16 protein-coding genes are annotated in these 16,442 nt (G+C 64.4%); 6 read left to right on the forward strand and 10 right to left on the reverse strand.

What is annotated here, in order from left to right; translation table 11 throughout:
• Positions 1-128: 128 nt before the first annotated feature.
• Positions 129-878: a FadR/GntR family transcriptional regulator gene (locus KU43P_RS13970; protein ID WP_317657967.1), complete on the reverse strand. Its 750-nt coding sequence runs from the start codon at positions 876-878 to the stop codon at positions 129-131.
• Between the two features lie 270 nt (positions 879-1,148).
• Here KU43P_RS13970 and KU43P_RS13975 point away from each other — a divergent pair, with 270 nt between their 5' ends.
• Positions 1,149-1,478: a hypothetical protein gene (locus KU43P_RS13975; RefSeq protein WP_317657968.1), complete on the forward strand. Its 330-nt coding sequence runs from the start codon at positions 1,149-1,151 to the stop codon at positions 1,476-1,478.
• A 153-nt stretch (positions 1,479-1,631) separates the two neighbouring features.
• Here the strand turns inward: KU43P_RS13975 and KU43P_RS13980 are convergent, their stop codons facing one another.
• A complete protein-coding gene (locus tag KU43P_RS13980; protein WP_317657969.1) occupies positions 1,632-2,846 on the reverse strand; it encodes a YeeE/YedE family protein in 1,215 nt (404 codons plus the stop codon).
• Between the two features lie 185 nt (positions 2,847-3,031).
• Here KU43P_RS13980 and KU43P_RS13985 point away from each other — a divergent pair, with 185 nt between their 5' ends.
• The gene (locus tag KU43P_RS13985; RefSeq protein WP_317657970.1) at positions 3,032-3,940 is read left to right on the forward strand and encodes a LysR family transcriptional regulator; all 909 of its coding nucleotides are present in this window, start codon (positions 3,032-3,034) and stop codon (positions 3,938-3,940) included.
• Here the strand turns inward: KU43P_RS13985 and KU43P_RS13990 are convergent, their stop codons facing one another.
• The 4 genes from KU43P_RS13990 to KU43P_RS14005 all read right to left on the reverse strand — a co-directional run bounded on the left by KU43P_RS13990 (position 3,941) and on the right by KU43P_RS14005 (position 7,005).
• The gene (locus KU43P_RS13990) at positions 3,941-4,459 is read right to left on the reverse strand and encodes a DMT family transporter (RefSeq protein ID WP_317657971.1); all 519 of its coding nucleotides are present in this window, start codon (positions 4,457-4,459) and stop codon (positions 3,941-3,943) included. It abuts the gene before it with no gap.
• 107 nt (positions 4,460-4,566) lie between these two features.
• Positions 4,567-5,145, reverse strand: coding sequence for a hypothetical protein (locus tag KU43P_RS13995; RefSeq protein ID WP_317657972.1), 579 nt, complete (start codon positions 5,143-5,145; stop codon positions 4,567-4,569).
• Positions 5,146-5,287: 142 nt separating this feature from the next.
• Positions 5,288-6,580, reverse strand: a complete 1,293-nt coding sequence (locus tag KU43P_RS14000) for a PQQ-dependent sugar dehydrogenase (protein WP_317657973.1) — start codon at positions 6,578-6,580, stop codon at positions 5,288-5,290.
• A complete protein-coding gene (locus tag KU43P_RS14005; RefSeq protein ID WP_317657974.1) occupies positions 6,577-7,005 on the reverse strand; it encodes a DUF2231 domain-containing protein in 429 nt (142 codons plus the stop codon). Before KU43P_RS14005 ends, KU43P_RS14000 begins: the two co-directional genes overlap by 4 nt.
• A 191-nt stretch (positions 7,006-7,196) precedes the next feature.
• Between KU43P_RS14005 and KU43P_RS14010 the strand changes: the two genes are divergently transcribed.
• On the forward strand, positions 7,197-7,496 hold the full coding sequence (locus KU43P_RS14010) for a hypothetical protein (protein WP_317657975.1): 300 nt from the start codon (positions 7,197-7,199) through the stop codon (positions 7,494-7,496).
• Here the strand turns inward: KU43P_RS14010 and KU43P_RS14015 are convergent.
• Together KU43P_RS14015 and KU43P_RS14020 are read right to left on the reverse strand one after the other, a co-directional pair.
• Entirely contained in the window at positions 7,493-8,392 is a 900-nt protein-coding gene (locus KU43P_RS14015; protein WP_317657976.1) for a hypothetical protein, read from the reverse strand. The genes KU43P_RS14010 and KU43P_RS14015 overlap by 4 nt on opposite strands.
• 79 nt (positions 8,393-8,471) lie before the next feature.
• Entirely contained in the window at positions 8,472-10,658 is a 2,187-nt protein-coding gene (locus tag KU43P_RS14020) for an OsmC domain/YcaO domain-containing protein (protein WP_317657977.1), read from the reverse strand.
• Between the two features lie 283 nt (positions 10,659-10,941).
• On the opposite strand from KU43P_RS14020, the gene KU43P_RS14025 reads away from it, so the two are divergent.
• The 3 genes from KU43P_RS14025 to KU43P_RS14035 are packed head-to-tail and all read left to right on the forward strand — an operon-like array spanning position 10,942 to position 15,011.
• Positions 10,942-11,397, forward strand: coding sequence for a (2Fe-2S)-binding protein (locus KU43P_RS14025; RefSeq protein WP_317657978.1), 456 nt, complete (start codon positions 10,942-10,944; stop codon positions 11,395-11,397).
• Positions 11,397-13,646, forward strand: coding sequence for a xanthine dehydrogenase family protein molybdopterin-binding subunit (locus tag KU43P_RS14030; RefSeq protein WP_317657979.1), 2,250 nt, complete (start codon positions 11,397-11,399; stop codon positions 13,644-13,646). Before KU43P_RS14025 ends, KU43P_RS14030 begins: the two co-directional genes overlap by 1 nt.
• 18 nt (positions 13,647-13,664) lie before the next feature.
• Positions 13,665-15,011, forward strand: a complete 1,347-nt coding sequence (locus KU43P_RS14035) for a c-type cytochrome (RefSeq protein ID WP_317657980.1) — start codon at positions 13,665-13,667, stop codon at positions 15,009-15,011.
• Between the two features lie 21 nt (positions 15,012-15,032).
• On the opposite strand, the gene KU43P_RS14040 is transcribed toward KU43P_RS14035, so the two are convergent.
• Both KU43P_RS14040 and KU43P_RS14045 read right to left on the reverse strand, forming a co-directional pair.
• Positions 15,033-15,860 carry a substrate-binding periplasmic protein gene (locus KU43P_RS14040; RefSeq protein WP_317657981.1) on the reverse strand — a complete coding sequence of 276 codons (828 nt, stop codon included), beginning with the start codon at positions 15,858-15,860 and terminating at the stop codon, positions 15,033-15,035.
• 24 nt (positions 15,861-15,884) lie between these two features.
• The gene (locus tag KU43P_RS14045) at positions 15,885-16,427 is read right to left on the reverse strand and encodes a membrane integrity-associated transporter subunit PqiC (protein WP_317657982.1); all 543 of its coding nucleotides are present in this window, start codon (positions 16,425-16,427) and stop codon (positions 15,885-15,887) included.
• Between the last annotated feature and the right edge of the window lie 15 nt (positions 16,428-16,442).

Genomic DNA, 16,442 nt, shown 5'->3' on the forward strand with positions numbered 1-16,442 from the left:
GCCCCGCACATGCGGGGCTTTTTTGTCTTTGCCGGCCCTATCGCCGGCAACCCGGCCCCACAGGGTTGGATGTGATCATTGTGGGCGCCGGCTTGCCGGCGATAGGGCCAGCGCAGCCCACCGAGCAGTCAGACCCCTTGCGCCTCGGCCGCTTCATGCGCCTGGCGCAACCGCTCGCGACTGTTGCTCAGGTGCATGCGCATGGCCATCTTCGCCCCTTCGCTGTCACGCCGAGCAATGGCCTCGTAGATCGCCTCGTGTTCATGCATCAGGCGCCCCATGTAGTGCGCCTGGTCATCATGCGCCAGGCGCGCCGAGTTGAGGCGGGTACGTGGAATGATGCTGGTACCCAGGTGATTGATGATGTCGGCGAAATAATGGTTGCCGCTGGCCTGGGCAATGCGCAGGTGGAACTGGAAATCCGCCGAGACCGCATCGTTGGCATGTGCGGCCCCTTCGTTGAGCTCATCCAGCGCCGCGCGCATGCCGGCCAGCTCTTCGTCGCTACGTCGCTGCGCCGCCAGGCCCGCCGACTCGATCTCCAGGGCAATGCGCAGTTCCAGCACCGCCAGTACCTCGCGCAAGGTAACAACGGTGGCCGGGTCGATGCGAAACCCGCCCGTGGCCGGCATATCCAGCACGAAGGTGCCGATGCCGTGCCGCGTCTCGACCTGCCCGGCCGCCTGCAGCCGCGAGATCGCCTCACGCACCACGGTGCGGCTGACGCCCTCCTCGGCCATGATCTGGGATTCGGTCGGCAGCTTGTCGCCGCGCTTGAGCTGGCCACTGCGGATGCGCTCGGTCAGCACCGTGACCAGTTCCTGGGCCAGACTGCGCGGTTTGCGCCGGGTCCTTGCCTGTACCTGCTGCTCTGTCATGCCGTGTATTTCACCTAGAAAGACAGCCGACATCATAGCGCAAGCAGTTGTACGATCACATACAGGTGATGCGGTATTTGTTGATGTAGGCGCGAATTCATCCGCGATGCGCCGCGCCGGCGGCGCTCGATCTGCGCCACTGCGCAACGTCCCTTCAAACGACTGGCAATTCGCCTCTGCATCGCCACTACCGCGCAAGCAAAGTACTGGCCCCCAGCTTATGAAACCAAAGGCAAACTCCCTTCATCTTCATATGCTTAGGACAGCAACATGCGAGTATTTCTAGCAACGATGGCCGGCTGCCTGCTGGCCTCGGCCGCCTTCGGCGCCCACGCCAGGACACTGGGCCAGAATGATCGCCAGGTCTGTGAATGGGGTTCGCAGATCGCCGCCGAGGCGCAGCATGCCAAGCTCTCGGGGGTTACTTTGTATGCCACACGCAAGAAGCTGCAGGCACGCAAGTTCCCCAAGCCATGGATGCGCATGACGGCTTTTGGCATCACCGAACAGACGTATAACAGCCGCTCGCAGTTGAAGCCCCCCGCCATCAAGCAGACCTATTTTGAACAGTGCGTCCAGCACGCGGTTGCCAAGCGTTAAAGCCTTTATTTTCAGATAGTTAACGAGTTTTTCTAACCTTGATTCGATGAAATCTCACGCCATTCGCTCAGTTCCACGCGTAAGATTTCATCCAGAAAAAGGCCGTAACTATCTGAATTCTTGGCAATTATTAGACAAAACTCAAACGATCACTCAGCAGCCGGTGAGTGCTACCGGCTGGCGCTCGCCGGCAAAGAACAGTGGGCGCAGGCGTACCCCGATCAGGTTGCCGCTGTACGCAGCCACCAGCCACAGCCAGCCATGCACGCTGCCCGAGGCAATGCCGCTGAAGTAGGCGCCGATGTTGCAGCCATAAGCCAGGCGCGAACCGTAACCCAGCAGCAGGCCACCGATCACCGCGGCGATCAGCGACGGCAGCGGAATCTTCAAGTTTGGCGCGAAGCGGCCGGCCAGGCCCGCCGCCAGCAAGGCGCCGAGCACGATGCCGATGTCCATGACCGTGGTGATGTCCTGCCACAGCGGCGAAGCCAGCGCCTTGGCGTTGGCCGGCGCTTGCCAGAACGGCCAGCTGCCGACGTCTACGCCGAAACCGGAAAGGGTCTTGGCACCCCACAAGGCGAACGCCGAGGTGATGCCCCACGGGCGCCCGGCCAGGGCCAGGGTGGCATAGTTGAGCAAGGCCAGGGCAATGGCACCCCACAGCAGGGGCCACGGGCCGCGCAGGAAGCGGCGCAGGCCCTGCTGCTCACTGCTCGCCGGGGCTTGCAGGGCGCCATGCCGGCGTTTTTCCAGGACCACGGTTGCCCAGGCGATAAGCGCGAACACGGCCACGCTCACCAGCAGCGCTGGAGCGACGCCCCAGGCCTGAATGATCGAAGTGGCCGGGAACGAAGGCAGGGCGAACCACCAGTCAGCATGGTGCGTGGCGGTGACCGAACCGATGATGAAGAACAGCAAGGTCACCAGCATCCGCGCATTGCCGCCCCCGACGGTGAACAGCGTCCCCGACGCGCACCCGCCACCCAGTTGCATGCCGATACCGAAGATGAAGGCGCCGAACACCACCGAAACCCCGGCCGGAGCTACCAGCCCGGTAACAGGGTTGCCGAACAGGCTGCCGGCCGCCAGCGCGGGGAAGAACAGCAGCACAGCCAGGGTCAGCATGACCATCTGCGCACGCAGGCCGGCACCGCGTCGTTCATTGATGAACACGCGCCAGGCGGAGGTGAAGCCGAAGGCTGCGTGGTACAGCGTCAGGCCCAGAGCGGCGCCGACGATCAGCAGCAATACCTGCTTGAAGCCGGCATTGAGGTTGAGGAACCAGGCGCCGGCCAGCAACAGGGCCAGGGCGATCAAGGGGGCGCCCAGGCGGCGCGGTTCGGGTGTGGCGGTTGCGGAGAGACCCATTAGAATGCTCGGATACAGTAAAACGGGCGGCGATTATAGCGCCGCGGGTCTCTTTTGTGCCTGTTCTGGCCTCATCGCCGGCAAGCCGGCTCCCACAGGTACTTAACCGAACCTTGCCGGCGATGAGGCCAACCTATCTGTTAGGCTGATAACACCTTCGCCAAAGCCACCAGGCCATTCGCCCCATGGATGAACTGCGCAAAATCGACCTTAACCTGCTGCTGGCCCTACATGCCCTGCTCAGCGAAAAGCACGTGACTCGCGCCGCGCTGCGCCTGCACCGCAGCCAACCGGCGGTGAGCCACGCCCTGGCGCAACTGCGCGCGCATTTCGATGACCCCCTGCTGATCCGCCAGAACGGCCAGATGACCCTGAGCGCGCGCGCCCAGGCCCTGGCCAAGCCCCTGCAGGATGCCCTGGGCAGCCTCAACGGCCTGCTCGCCACCCCGCGCTTCGAGCCGGCCCAGGCGCAACGGCGTTTTCGCCTGTCATTATCCGACTATTCCTCGCGCATCATCCTGCCGCCACTGGTGCGCCACCTGCGCCGGATGGCGCCAGGAGTCGACCTGGCCATCAGCCAGGCCAGCCGCGAGACCATGCTGGCGCAATTGCTTGATGGCGAACTCGACCTGGCCTTGGGCATCTTCCCCGAGCTGCCACCGGACATCAGCGTACAGACCCTTTTCGAAGACAGTTTCATCAGCGTGGCCGACCGCCAGGTATTGCCCGCCAAGGGTGGCCTGACGCTGGAGGACTGGCTGGCGCGCCCACATGTGCTGATGGCCATGCGCCCGGATGCCCACGACGAGATCGAACGTGCCTTGGCCGAGCACGGCCTGCGCCGGCGCATCGCACTGGCGCTGCCGCACTGGAGCGCGGCGGTGGAGGTGCTTGGCGGCACCGACCTGGTGTTGACGGTGGCCAAACGCGCCGTTGGCCCAATGCAGCAGCACAAGGCCCTGCGCCAGTTCACCCCACCCCTGCCCATTCCTGTCCTGGCCTACCAGCAGGCCTGGCATGCCAGGAAGGACAGCGACCCTGGCCACCGCTGGCTGCGCGAGGCAGTCTGGGCATGCAGCCAGCCCGGTGCATGATCAGCCTTCAGGCTGCTTGGCGATGACTGCGCCGTTACCGGCCGGGCTCGTCGTCCAGGTGCCCTGAACGAGAAACACCCCAGCCAGAATCAACACGACACCGGCAACTCTGGCCAGGCTGACCGGTCTGCCGGTCACGCCCATCAGCCCGAAATGGTCGACCACCACCGAGGTGAGGATCTGCCCCGCCACCACCAGCACCAGGAAGCCTGCGGTACCCAGGCGCGGGATCAATGCCGCGGCAGCGGCCACGTAGAAGGCCCCCAGTACACCACCGATCCATAGCCACCAAGGGCCTTGCAGGGCCTTGCCCAGGTCGGGCATGGGCACCCGCATGATCAGCAGCGCCGCGATGACCACCAGGGAACTGACCGTCAGCGATGTGAACGCGCCCCACAGCCAGTGCCCCAGCGCCCGGCCGACGGCGGCGTTGGCAGCAGCCTGGAATGGCAGCACGGCACCCGCGAGCAGGGCCATGAGCAGCGGGAGGAAGCCTAGAAGGAAGGTTTTGTTGGACATGGATGCACTCATCGGAGAACAGGATGAGTGCATCATCGGTGAATTGACAGGGTGAATGGAAATCGAAACGGTGCACCCTTATCATTCGCAGCGCGAATAACTAATCGTCAGCGCGAAGTTTTGATTTTTAGCACCTCGGTATAGATCGCATCGACCGTCTGGCCGACCTTGAGGTTCTTCATCCGCTTCTGCAGATCAGGGTTCTCGACCTTCACCACCTGCAGCTTGCCTTCCGGTGGCAACAAGCTCACTTGGTGTGTCTTCAGGTCGATCTTCTTGATCTGTGAAGTGACCCTCACTTGACGGAATGCCTCGCCTCCTGGGTTCGGGTTGGCTTGGGTGGCACGGATGGTGCCGGACTCTTCGCTGGCCTTCGGCGCCCCGCCCACATCGGTGTTGAGCACATATGCCACTGCTCGGGTCACTTCGATGTCGACCTGGTCACCCACTTTGAGATTCGGCAATGCCTTGGCCTTTTCCGTCAGCTGAAAGGTCACGGGCTTGTCGTTGGCACCTTTCACCGTAACCTGGCGGCTGGCCTGGTCGATGGCGGTCACCTCGGTTTTGATGTGGCTTTCCAGCGCTTCGCTGGCGATTGGAATATCGGCCGCCTGCACCGTGAAACTGGCAGTGGCAACCAAGGTAGCGAGTGCGACGGCGCGAGCGAGTGTGCAAAGAGGAGTCATAAGCCTGCTTCCTTGTGGTCAAGACCGAAGTCGTGTGCATGAGAAGTTCACGCGCAGACAAGCATAGCCATTGCTCGGCACTCTGCCGGCGCCCCTGTGGCAGCCGGCTTGCCGGCTCCCACAAAGAGGGCGGTGGGCGAGTTCAGCGATTAGGCGTTACTCGCCACACTGTGTTCGCCAGGTCATCGGCGATGATCAAGGCACCGCGAGGGTCGACCGTTACGCCCACAGGCCGGCCACGGGTCTTGCCGTCTTCGCCCCGGAAACCCGTGGCGAAATCAACCGGGTCACCGGCCGGCTTGCCGTTGGCGAACGGCACGAAAACCACCTTGTAGCCCACCGGGTTCGGCCGGTTCCAGCTACCGTGCTCACCCACGAACACCCCGTCGGCGAACCGCTCGCCCATGGCCGGCATGGAGAAATCCACGCCCAGCGCGGCCACGTGCGAACCCAGGCTGTAGTCCGGCTTGATCGCAGCGGCCACCTTCTCCGGATTCTGCGGTTTCACCCGTTCATCGACATTCTGCCCCCAATAGCTGTAGGGCCAGCCATAGAACGCGCCTTCGCGCACCGAGGTCAGGTAATCCGGAACCAGGTCCGGGCCCAATTCGTCACGTTCGTTGACCACCGCCCACAGTTGCCCGCTACCTGGCTGGATCGCCAGTGCCGTGGGATTGCGCAGCCCGGTGGCATAGGGGCGGTGCGCCCCGCTCTGGGCATCGATCTGCCAGACCATGGCGCGGTCGACCTCGGCCTCCATGCCCCGCTCGGTGATATTGCTGTTGGAACCGATGCCCACGTACAGGTAGCGGCCATCTGCGCTGATGGTCAGCGACTTGGTCCAGTGGTGGTTGATCTCACCGGGCAGGTCGGTGACCTTGGTCGGCACGCCGCTGGCCCGGGTTTGGCCGTCTTGGTAGTCGAAACGCACCAGCGCATCCTGGTTCGCCACGTACAGCTTGCCGTCGGCAAAGGCCAGGCCATAGGGCGCGTTGAGGTTTTCGGCAAATACCGTCTGCACCTCGTAGGTGCCATCGCCGTCCGCGTCGCGCAGCAGGGTCAGGCGATTGCCGCCCTTGACCTGGGTATTGCCCTTGGCCTTGATCTGGCTGGCGATGACATCCTTGGGCTTGAGCTTCGCGGCGTTGCCGCCGCGCCCCTCTGCCACCAGGATATCGCCGTTGGGCAGTACCAGGCTCTGACGCGGGATCTTCAGCTCGGTGGCGATGGCCGTGATGCTGTAGCCCTCGGGCACCGTGGGCTTGTGCTCGCCCCACTGCGCCGGCTGGGCGATCTTCATGCTCGGCAGCAGGCCGCGTTCCGGGGCCGGCAGCTGCGGATCCGGGCCAAGCGCCTGGGTCGCCTCTGCGTCACCACCACAGGCGCTCAACAACAGCGCCACGCTCAATACGGGCAATGCGTTCAAAGGCTTCATGCGGCACCTCCCGAGCGCAGGTTGCTCATGCCCAGCCAGGCCGCCACACAGGCCAGCACGGTCACGATCAGTGACAGCACCAGGCCTGCCGGCATCACTGCCCAGGCATCCTTGGCGTGCTCGAAGGCGTTGACCAGCCCGAGCACCCAGGTCACCAGCAGCAACAGGAAATACAGGGTCGGCCGCCCTGCCTTGTGCGGCGCGCGCACCAGGTTGACCAGTGCGAACAGCAGCGCCAACCCGCAGAACACCAGCCCACCGGCGATCAGCCAGGCGGCGAAGTTGCTCCACTGGATCTGGTAGCTCTTGAAGTAGGCGATGTCACTCAACAGGGCGCCGAGGAACAGCGGCACCGTACCGGCCAACAGGATCGCATGCAGCGGGCTGGGCGTGCATCGGTAGAGGGTTTGCTCAGTAGCGGTCACGGCGCCTCCTTATCAGTCAGTGACCTGGAACTGATGACCTGGCGCGTTTGCCCGGTCCATCAGGCGTGCGCACGGGTGCGCTTAGCTACCGATCGCGAAGCGACCCGATAAGTTCACCGTTTGGCTTGTTTGACATATCCTGAAAGCATTAACCCGTGGAAACGCGACACCCACCCAGCCGAGGCGATGGCATGAATGCTCGCACTGCACCACCGTATGCGTTATGGGCTGCACACGCCCTGCTCGCGTTGGCCCTGGCACTGACTGCAGGGTGTTCGAGCAAAAGCAGCAAGGCGCGCCATTACGCGGCAGCGCCCGGCTCGAACTGCTTTGCCAAGGCGGTGCCCACCACGGGTGAAGGTGGCCTGGCCTGGGGCAATACGCTGAGCATTGCGCGGCAGAAGTCGATGAACAATTGCATTCGGTATGCCGGGCGCTCCGGAGGCACGCCGAACACGTGTCAGGTGGTCATGGCCAAGTGCAAGAACTAATCACGTTCCAAGCCAGCATCGAGCACACGTTCCAGGTCTTTCAACTCGATTTCACCGCCTGCTTGCAGCCGTGCGAAGCGGTTCGCACAATCGATGATGACCTTCACCTGCTTGCCGGCCGGGCGGCCAGGAAACTTGCGCAACGCAAGCTCGACAGTAGCTCGATCATGCCAAGTGCTGACATCCGCTGACCAGCACGCATCGTTGAAACGCAACAGGCTTGTGCCCTGGTGGGTATCGATGATCCGCGGCGAATAGACCCAAAGCGAATGCCTTGGCTCCCATGGACTTACCATGACCCGATAGCGCCCATCGGCTGAGCAGGACAGTGCTTCGGCGTCTGCCACGGGCTGGCCGCTGGCGGCCACGAAACGGTCGAATGCCTTGACCTGGGCCGCCATGCGCCCGGACGAACGGTAATACTCGACATGCTGCCGGTACCCGGCAAACTCGGCGGATTGCGCGCCATCGGCGAACAAGGACGCGATGGCTGCGCACTGCGCCAGCCAGTAGATTTCGTCCGACTGCTCGTGGGCCCTGCTGCTGCCCAGGTCGATCGCCTGGCTCAGCAGCTCACGGGCCAGACGCCGGCCGCTTTCACGCTCAGCGTCATCGGTCAGCGGCGCAGGCGTTGCGGCCACGCCTACCAGAAATGCCGCATAGCGCTGTTGCAAGGATGCGTCAACAAGACCGAGTGATGGGCACCCTGGAAGCGGCAGGTCGAGCGCTTCGAACACCCGGTTGCGCGGCAGCCAGGCAAGGCCTTGCTCGACACGCGTGGGCGCGAAGGCCGGTTCGATGGCCACCGGTTTGCGGAGCCTGTGCTCAAGGCAGGCTTTGAGCCGGTTGTAGAGCGTGATCACCATGACATCCTTGAAGGTGGGAGCGAGCAGCATGCTACCTCGGACACAGATGGGTATGAAACGGCCTTGCCGGGTGTACATCAAAGGGGGCGCTGTGCGCCCCCTCGAACCGTCAGAGCGCCTTGGCGCGGGCGGCGTGCAGCTTTTTGTAGCTCTCGATCAGGCGCAGGTGGCGGTCCAGCCCTTCCAGCTTCATGCTAGTCGGGGTCAGGCCATGGAAGCGCACGCTGCCGTCCACCGAGCCCAGCACCGCATCCATTCGCGGGTTGCCAAACATGCGGCGGAAGTTGGCCTCGTAGTCCTGCATCTCCAGTTCGTCGTCGAGCTGCACTTCCAGCACCACGTTCAAGGCCTGATAGAACAGGCCACGCTCGACGGTGTTGTCGTTGAACTGCAGGAACGCCTCGACCAGCTCCTTGGCGTCCTCGAAACGCTTCAGGGCCAGGCAGATCAACAGCTTCAGCTCAAGAATGGTGAGCTGGCCCCACACAGTGTTGTCGTCGAACTCGACGCCGATCAGGGTGGTGATGGTGGTGTAGTCATCCACCTCGCAGTTGTCCAGGCGCTTGAGCAGCGCGCGCAAGGCACGGTTGTCGAGGCTGTGCAGGTTGAGGATGTCGGCACGAAAGCCCAGGGCGCGGTTGGTGTTGTCCCAGATCAAGTCCTCGACCGGGTAGATCTCCGAGTAGCCCGGCACCAGGATGCGGCAGGCAGTGGCGCCGAGGTTGTCGTACACGGCCATGTACACCTCCTTGCCCAGGCCCTCGAGGATACCGAAAAGGGTCGCGGCTTCCTGGCTGTTGGAGTCTTCGCCGTGGCCGGAGAAATCCCACTCGACGAACTCGAAGTCGGCCTTGGCGCTGAAGAAGCGCCACGACACCACGCCGCTGGAGTCGATGAAGTGCTCGACGAAGTTGTTCGGCTCGGTCAGTGCATGGCTTTCGAAGGTTGGTTGCGGCAGGTCGTTCAGGCCCTCGAAGCTGCGCCCCTGCAGCAGTTCGGTGAGGCTGCGCTCCAGCGCCACCTCGAAGCTTGGGTGCGCGCCGAACGAGGCGAACACGCCGCCGGTGCGCGGGTTCATCAAGGTCACGCACATCACCGGGAACTCCCCCCCCAGCGAGGCATCCTTGACCAGCACCGGGAAGCCCTGCTCTTCCAGCTCCTGGATACCGGCGAGGATGCCCGGGTACTTGGCCAGCACTTCCTGCGGCACGTCCGGCAAGGCCAGTTCGCCTTCGAGGATTTCGCGCTTGACCGCGCGCTCGAAGATTTCCGACAGGCACTGCACCTGGGCTTCGGCCAGGGTGTTGCCAGCGCTCATGCCGTTGCTCAGGAACAGGTTCTCGATCAGGTTGGACGGGAAGTACACCACCTGCTCGTCGGACTGGCGCACGAACGGCAGCGAGCAGATGCCGCGCTCGGTGTTGCCCGAGTTGGTGTCGTACAGGTGCGAGCCGCGCAGTTCGTCGTCGGGGTTGTAGATTTCCAGGCAGTACGCGTCAAGGATTTCGGCCGGCAGCGCGTCTTTCGGGCCGGGCTTGAACCATTGCTCGTTGGGGTAATGCACGAACGGTGCGTTGGCGATCTCCTCGCCCCAGAACTGGTCGTTGTAGAAGAAGTTGCAGTTCAGCCGCTCGATGAACTCACCCAGCGCCGAGGCCAACGCGGCCTCCTTGGTCGAACCCTTGCCATTGGTGAAGCACATCGGCGATTGCGCGTCGCGCACGTGCAACGACCAGACGTTGGGCACGATGTTGCGCCACGAGGCAATTTCGATCTTCATGCCCAGCCCGGCGAGGATGCCGGACATGTTGGCAATAGTCTGCTCCAGCGGCAGGTCCTTGCCGGGGATGTAGGTGGTGGTGTCGGCCACCGGCATCAGCAGCCCCTGGGCATCGGCGTCGAGGTTGTCGACTTCCTCGATGATGAACTCGGGGCCGGTCTGCACCACTTTCTTGACCGTGCAGCGGTCAATGGAACGCAGGATGCCCTGGCGGTCCTTCTCGGAAATGTCTTCCGGCAGCTCGACCTGGATCTTGAAGATCTGGTTGTAGCGATTCTCGGGGTCGACGATGTTGTTCTGCGACAGGCGGATATTCTCAGTAGGGATATCGCGGGTCTGGCAGTACAGCTTGACGAAGTACGCGGCGCACAGGGCCGACGAGGCAAGGAAATAGTCGAACGGACCCGGCGCCGAGCCATCGCCTTTGTAGCGGATCGGCTGGTCGGCGATTACCGTGAAGTCGTCGAACTTGGCTTCAAGACGAAGGTTGTCGAGAAAATTGACCTTGATTTCCATGCGCGGATTACCGTGATTTGAGCGTGCAGAACGAAAGTGGCCGGCATTATCCGGGTTTTTCCGCTGGAAGTCCTGTTTGTCGGTATTGGCCCTGTCGCCGGCAAGCCGGCGCCCACAGGGGGCCCCGCAGTTCACCCGTGTGAGCCGGCCTGCCGGCGATCGGGCCTTTGCGCATTCCAACGAAATGCTTGCCTGATCCTCTGAACCTGCTGGCCTGGCCGGACGAATGGTTTCAGCACTGTGCTAGCGTTTCTGGATCAGACCGATGATCAGCAGGTGAGCCATGGAACTTCGCATCAACCAGCAGACCTACCAGGTCGACGCTGAAGCTGACACGCCCCTGCTGTGGGTGATCCGCGACGACCTGGGCCTGACCGGTACCAAATACGGCTGCGGCCTGGCCCAGTGCGGCGCCTGTTCGGTGCTGGTGGATGGCAACGTGGTGCGCGCCTGTGTGACCCCGGTGGCCGGAGTGGTCGGGCGCGAGGTGACCACCATCGAGGCCATCGAGGCCGATGCGGTGGGCAAGCGTGTGGTCGCCGCTTGGGTCGAACACCAGGTGGCCCAGTGCGGTTATTGCCAGTCCGGCCAAGTGATGGCAGCCACCGCTCTGCTCAAGCACACCGCCAGGCCCAGCGATGAGCAGATCGCGGCGGCGATGGTCAACCTGTGCCGCTGCGGCACCTACAACGCCATCCACGCCGCCGTGCACGAACTTGCCCAAGGGGAGAAGGCCTGATGAACGCGCCATTCGACAACCCCGCAAGCCTGCTCGACCTGCCCGTGGGTGCAGCCGTGAACCTGTCGCGCCGGCGCTTCTTGGCCGGGACCGCGATCGGTGCGCTGGTCATCGGCTTCGGGCTGCCCCTGGGCAGCGGGCGGGTGCAAGCGGCCACGGCAACGGCCAGCGAACGTGGCACCCAGGTACCGGCTTTCCTGGAAATCCGCCCGGACAGCAGCGTGCGCCTGTTGTGCCCGTTCATGGAGGGCGGCCAAGGCACCTACACCGCCATGGCGCAGATCGTGGGTGAAGAACTGGACGCCGACCCGGCCACCTTCCTGGTCGACAGTGCGCCCCCAGGCGAAGCCTACGTGGTGATGGAAAATGGCATGCGCATCACCGGAGGCAGCATGTCGGTGCGCATGAGCTACCCGACCATGCGCCGCCTCGGCGCCCTGTGCCGGGCCATGCTGATGCAGGCGGCCGCCGATCAATGGGGTGTGCCGGTCGCTGAACTGACCACGGAACCGGGCAAGGTGCTGCACACCGCCTCGGGCCGTTCGCTGGCATACGGTGAGCTGGCCGGGCGTGCCATGGACCTCCCGGTACCGGACCCCGCCAGCGTGAAACTGCGCGACCCCAGCCAGTTCCGCTGGATCGGCAAGCCGGTGCGGCGTGTCGACGCCTATGACAAGTCCACCGGCAAGGCGTTGTATACCATCGACATCAAGGTCGACGGCATGCTCCACGCCGCCGTTCAACACGCACCGCGCCTGGGCATGACCGTAGGCAGCGTGCGTAACGAGGACCAGGTCAAGGGCCTGCCAGGGGTGCATTCGGTGCACCATTTGCCGGGCGCGGTGGCGGTGGTCGCCGAACGCTGGTGGCACGCCAAACGTGCTGTCGAAGCACTCCAGGTCGATTGGCAGGAGCCGGCTTCGGACAGCAAGGTGCGCCCCATGCCGGCAGACTTTTCCAGCGATGCCTGGCGCGATCATCTTGCAGCCCAGCAAGGGCCCGCGCGCGACGATGAGCACGAAGGCGACATCGACGGCGCACTGGCCAATGCCAAGACCAAGGTCGAGGCCACCTACCACAACCAGTACCTCAACCACGCGCAGCTCGAGCCGCCGTCGGCGCTGGCGCGCTTCAACCCGGACGGGTCGCTGGAGGTGTGGCTGCCGAACCAGGCGCCAGACATGTTCCGCGACGACATCGCCAAGCGCACCGGCCTGGCCCCTGCGCAAATCACCCTGCATTCACCGCTGCTCGGCGGCTTCTTCGGCCGCCACTTCCTCTACGATTCAGCCAACCCCTACCCCCAGGCCATCGCCCTGGCCAAGGCCGTTGGCCGGCCGGTGAAGCTGATCTGGAGCCGCGAGGAGGAGTTCCTGCGCGATGTGCTGCGGCCGGTGGCTGTGGTCAAGTTCCGTGCTGGGCTGGATGCCGACGGCCTGCCCGTCGCCCTCGAGGCGGTGAGCGCCACCGAAGGCCCAACCGAGGCCCTGGCCGGCAAGCAAGGCGACAAGATCGACCCCACGGCGCTTGAAGGGCTCTCGGGCAAGGCCTACGCCATCGCTAACAAGCGCATCGCGCAGATCTACGTCAAGGGCCCGGCCATGCTGGGTTACTGGCGTTCGGTCGGCAATTCGCTGAACGACTTCTTCTACGAGGCCTTTCTCGACGAACTGGCCGACAAGGGTGGTAAGGATCCCTTCGAACTGCGCCTGCACCTGCTGCGCGACAACCCACGGCTGACCACCCTGCTGAACGCGGTCGGCGAGCTGTCCGGTGGCTGGAAACGCGGTCCGTTCACGGCCGACGATGGCAGCAAGCGTGCCCGCGGCGTAGCCATGGCCTCCCCGTTCGGCTCCCAAGCGGCCGTGATTGCCGAGGTATCGATCGAGCAAGGCCAGGTCAAGGTGCACGACATCTGGCAGGCCATCGACCCCGGCAGCATCGTCAACCCGGCGATCATCGAAGCCCAGGTCAATGGCGCCGTGGCCCTGGGCCTGTCGCAGACGCTGGTGGAAGAAGCGGTGTACCTCGACGGTAAACCACGCGCGCGCAACTACGACCTGTACCCGATCCTGCCGGCCTCGCGAATGGCCAGGGTGCATGTGCGCATCGTCGAAAGCGGCGAGAAGATGGGCGGGATCGGCGAGCCGCCACTGCCGGCAGTGGCGCCGGCAGTGGCCAATGCGGTGGCGCACCTTACCGGCCAGCGCATCCGCAGCCTGCCCCTGAGCCGTTACACCTTCAGCTGACCGGACAAGGACTGCCCCATGACCCAACGCCGATTGGCAACAACCCTGGGCTGGCTGGCGCTGCCGTGCCTGCTCGTCGCCGGCCTGCTGGCCTGGTACGTGACCCGTGAGCCGGCCACGCCGTTTGCTGCCGAACAGGCCGCCAAGCCGGACCCTGCGCTGGTCAGCCGCGGCGAGTACGTGGCCAGGCTCAGCGACTGCGTGGCCTGCCACAGCCTGCCCGGCGGCAAACCGTTCGCCGGCGGGCTCGAGATGGCCACCCCGCTGGGCGCCATCCATGCCACCAACGTGACCCCCGACCACGCCACCGGGATCGGCGCCTACAGCCTGGCCGATTTCGACCGGGCGGTACGCCACGGCGTCGCCCCGGGGGGCAAGCGCCTGTACCCGGCCATGCCCTACCCCTCCTACGCCAAGCTCAGCGACGACGATGTACGCGCTCTATATGCCTTTTTCATGAACGGCGTACAGCCCGCCCAGCAGGCCAACATCCCCAGCGACATTCCCTGGCCGTTGAACCTGCGCTGGCCCATCGCCCTGTGGAATGGCTTGTTCGCCCCCACCACGCCCTATGCCGCCAAGCCAGGGCAAGAGGCACTGTGGAACCGCGGCGCCTACATCGTCCAGGGCCCTGGCCACTGCGGAAGTTGCCATACCCCGCGTGGCCTGGCGTTCAACGAAAAAGCCCTGGACGAAGGCGGCGCGCCCTTCCTCGCCGGCGCCCTGCTCGACGGCTGGTACGCTCCCAGTCTGCGCAACGACCACAACACTGGCCTCGGCCGCTGGGACGAGGCGCAGATCGTGCAGTTCCTCAAGACCGGGCGTAACCAGCATGCGGTGGTGTTCGGCTCGATGACCGAGGCGTTCAACAACTCCACCCAGTTCATGGCCGATGACGACCTGGCCGCGATCGCCCGCTACCTCAAGTCGTTGCCCGGTGATGCCGGGCGCGACGGCACGCCCTGGCAGTACCAGGCCGATGCCACCAACGAACGCCTGAACAGCCCCGGCGGGCACACCTACGTAACCCGTTGCGCCACCTGCCATGGCCTGGACGGCAAAGGGCAGAGCGAATGGATGCCACCGCTGGCCGGCGCCACCTCGGCGCTGGCCAAGGAAGATGCCTCGGCGATCAACATCACCCTCAATGGCTCGCAGCGCATCGTCGCGGCGGGGTTGCCGGATGCCTACCGCATGCCGGCCTTCCGCGAGCTGCTGTCGGATCAGGAGATTGCCGATGTTCTGAGCTTCGTGCGCAGCACCTGGGGCAACCATGGCGGTGCTGTGGATGCACAGGCGGTCGGCAAGTTGCGCGGGCACACCGACCCTGCCAGCAGTAGCCCGATCATTCTGCATATGCGCTGAGCGCGCTCACGGCCAGGGCGATCATTTGCCCTGGCCGCGTTGTTCGTCTTCCTGCTGCTGTTGCCAACGCTCCAGGTTCTGCTTCAGCAACTGCCCCGGAAGCGGGCCTGCCACGATTTCTTTCATTTTCTGCGCCAAGGCTTCGCGCAGCGCTGGCTGATTGCACAGCGAGGCATGGGATATGGCCAGGTACAACCCTTCACTGGAAACCGGCGGTTGCAGCACCTTCAGTTGCCTGTCCATGCCCAGCACGCGTACCAGCGCCATACCGGGGTACTGCTCATAGATCACATAGTCATTGCGTTTGAGCAGCAGTTTCTCGAACGCCTGCCTGGCGCTGGGCACCGCTTCGAGGCTGAGATGGGCCTTGGCGTAGTCGTCGAACTGCTGGCCGTGGCTGTTGCTGACCAGGGTGCCGCCGTTATGGCCTTGCAGGTCGCCCCAGCCGCGGTACTGCAAAGTGCTGTCCTGGCGCACCCAGACCACGCTGGGGGTATGCAGGAACGCCGGCGCGATGAAGTCCATGGCCTGCTGGCGGGCCTGGGTGAGGAAGTAGCCGGCCAACAGGTCGATCCGCCCGGTGCGCACTTCTTCCTGGGCCCGTGACCAGGGCCCCGCGTAGCGCACCACTACCTTCAGCCCCAACGCCTGCCCCAGGCGCTCGAGCAGGTCGGCGTTGGCACCGATCAGCTGCTCGGGGTGGTTCGGGTCGCGCCACAGGTAAGGTGGGTATTCGGAATTGCCGGTGGCCGTCAACTGTTGGCACGGCGCCTGCGCCAGCGCCACCGCGGGCAGCAGGTTCAGGCAGAGCGACAGCAGCACGGGCCGGCAACACCTACGCTCGATCATCTCTCGCCTCGATGCCTGGACAGATCACTGCATGGACGGGCAACCGCTCCTGCCAGGCACCGCTGCGGCCCTTACGGCTTCGGCCAGCTTGCGCAAGTTGGCCTGATGGGCGTTGACCAGGCTGTTGATACTGTTATCGGCCGCCGTCTGCACCGACGTTCGGCAGGCCAGTTCGGCCTCGCCCGGGCGCTTCAGGCGCCACAGCGTATCCAGTGATGCGTACTGGCCAGGCACCGTGTCGAAGCGCTGCACATCCACCCGCAGCAGGGCCTTGGCGCCTGCTGGTGGGCCGCCCAGCAAGTCCTGCAGGGCGCTGCGGAACTCGTCGACCAGATTAGCGCCCCACCACTCGGTTTCGAGAATCGCCAGACCACTGGTACCCTCGCGCACCACCAGCTGCGGGCGGTCCACCTGGGGCGGCATGTTCACCCGGCCGACCAGCACCGGCTGGCCGCCGACCTTTTCCGGCTGGGCCGGCACCAGGGTGTGATAGTTGTTCGGTGTACTGCTGCAGCCCCATAGCAACATCAGCACGCCGGCCCCACACAGATTGCGCAATCGATGCATCGAGTAGCTCTCCTC

Source organism: Pseudomonas sp. KU43P (assembly GCF_033095865.1).
Lineage (GTDB): Bacteria > Pseudomonadota > Gammaproteobacteria > Pseudomonadales > Pseudomonadaceae > Aquipseudomonas.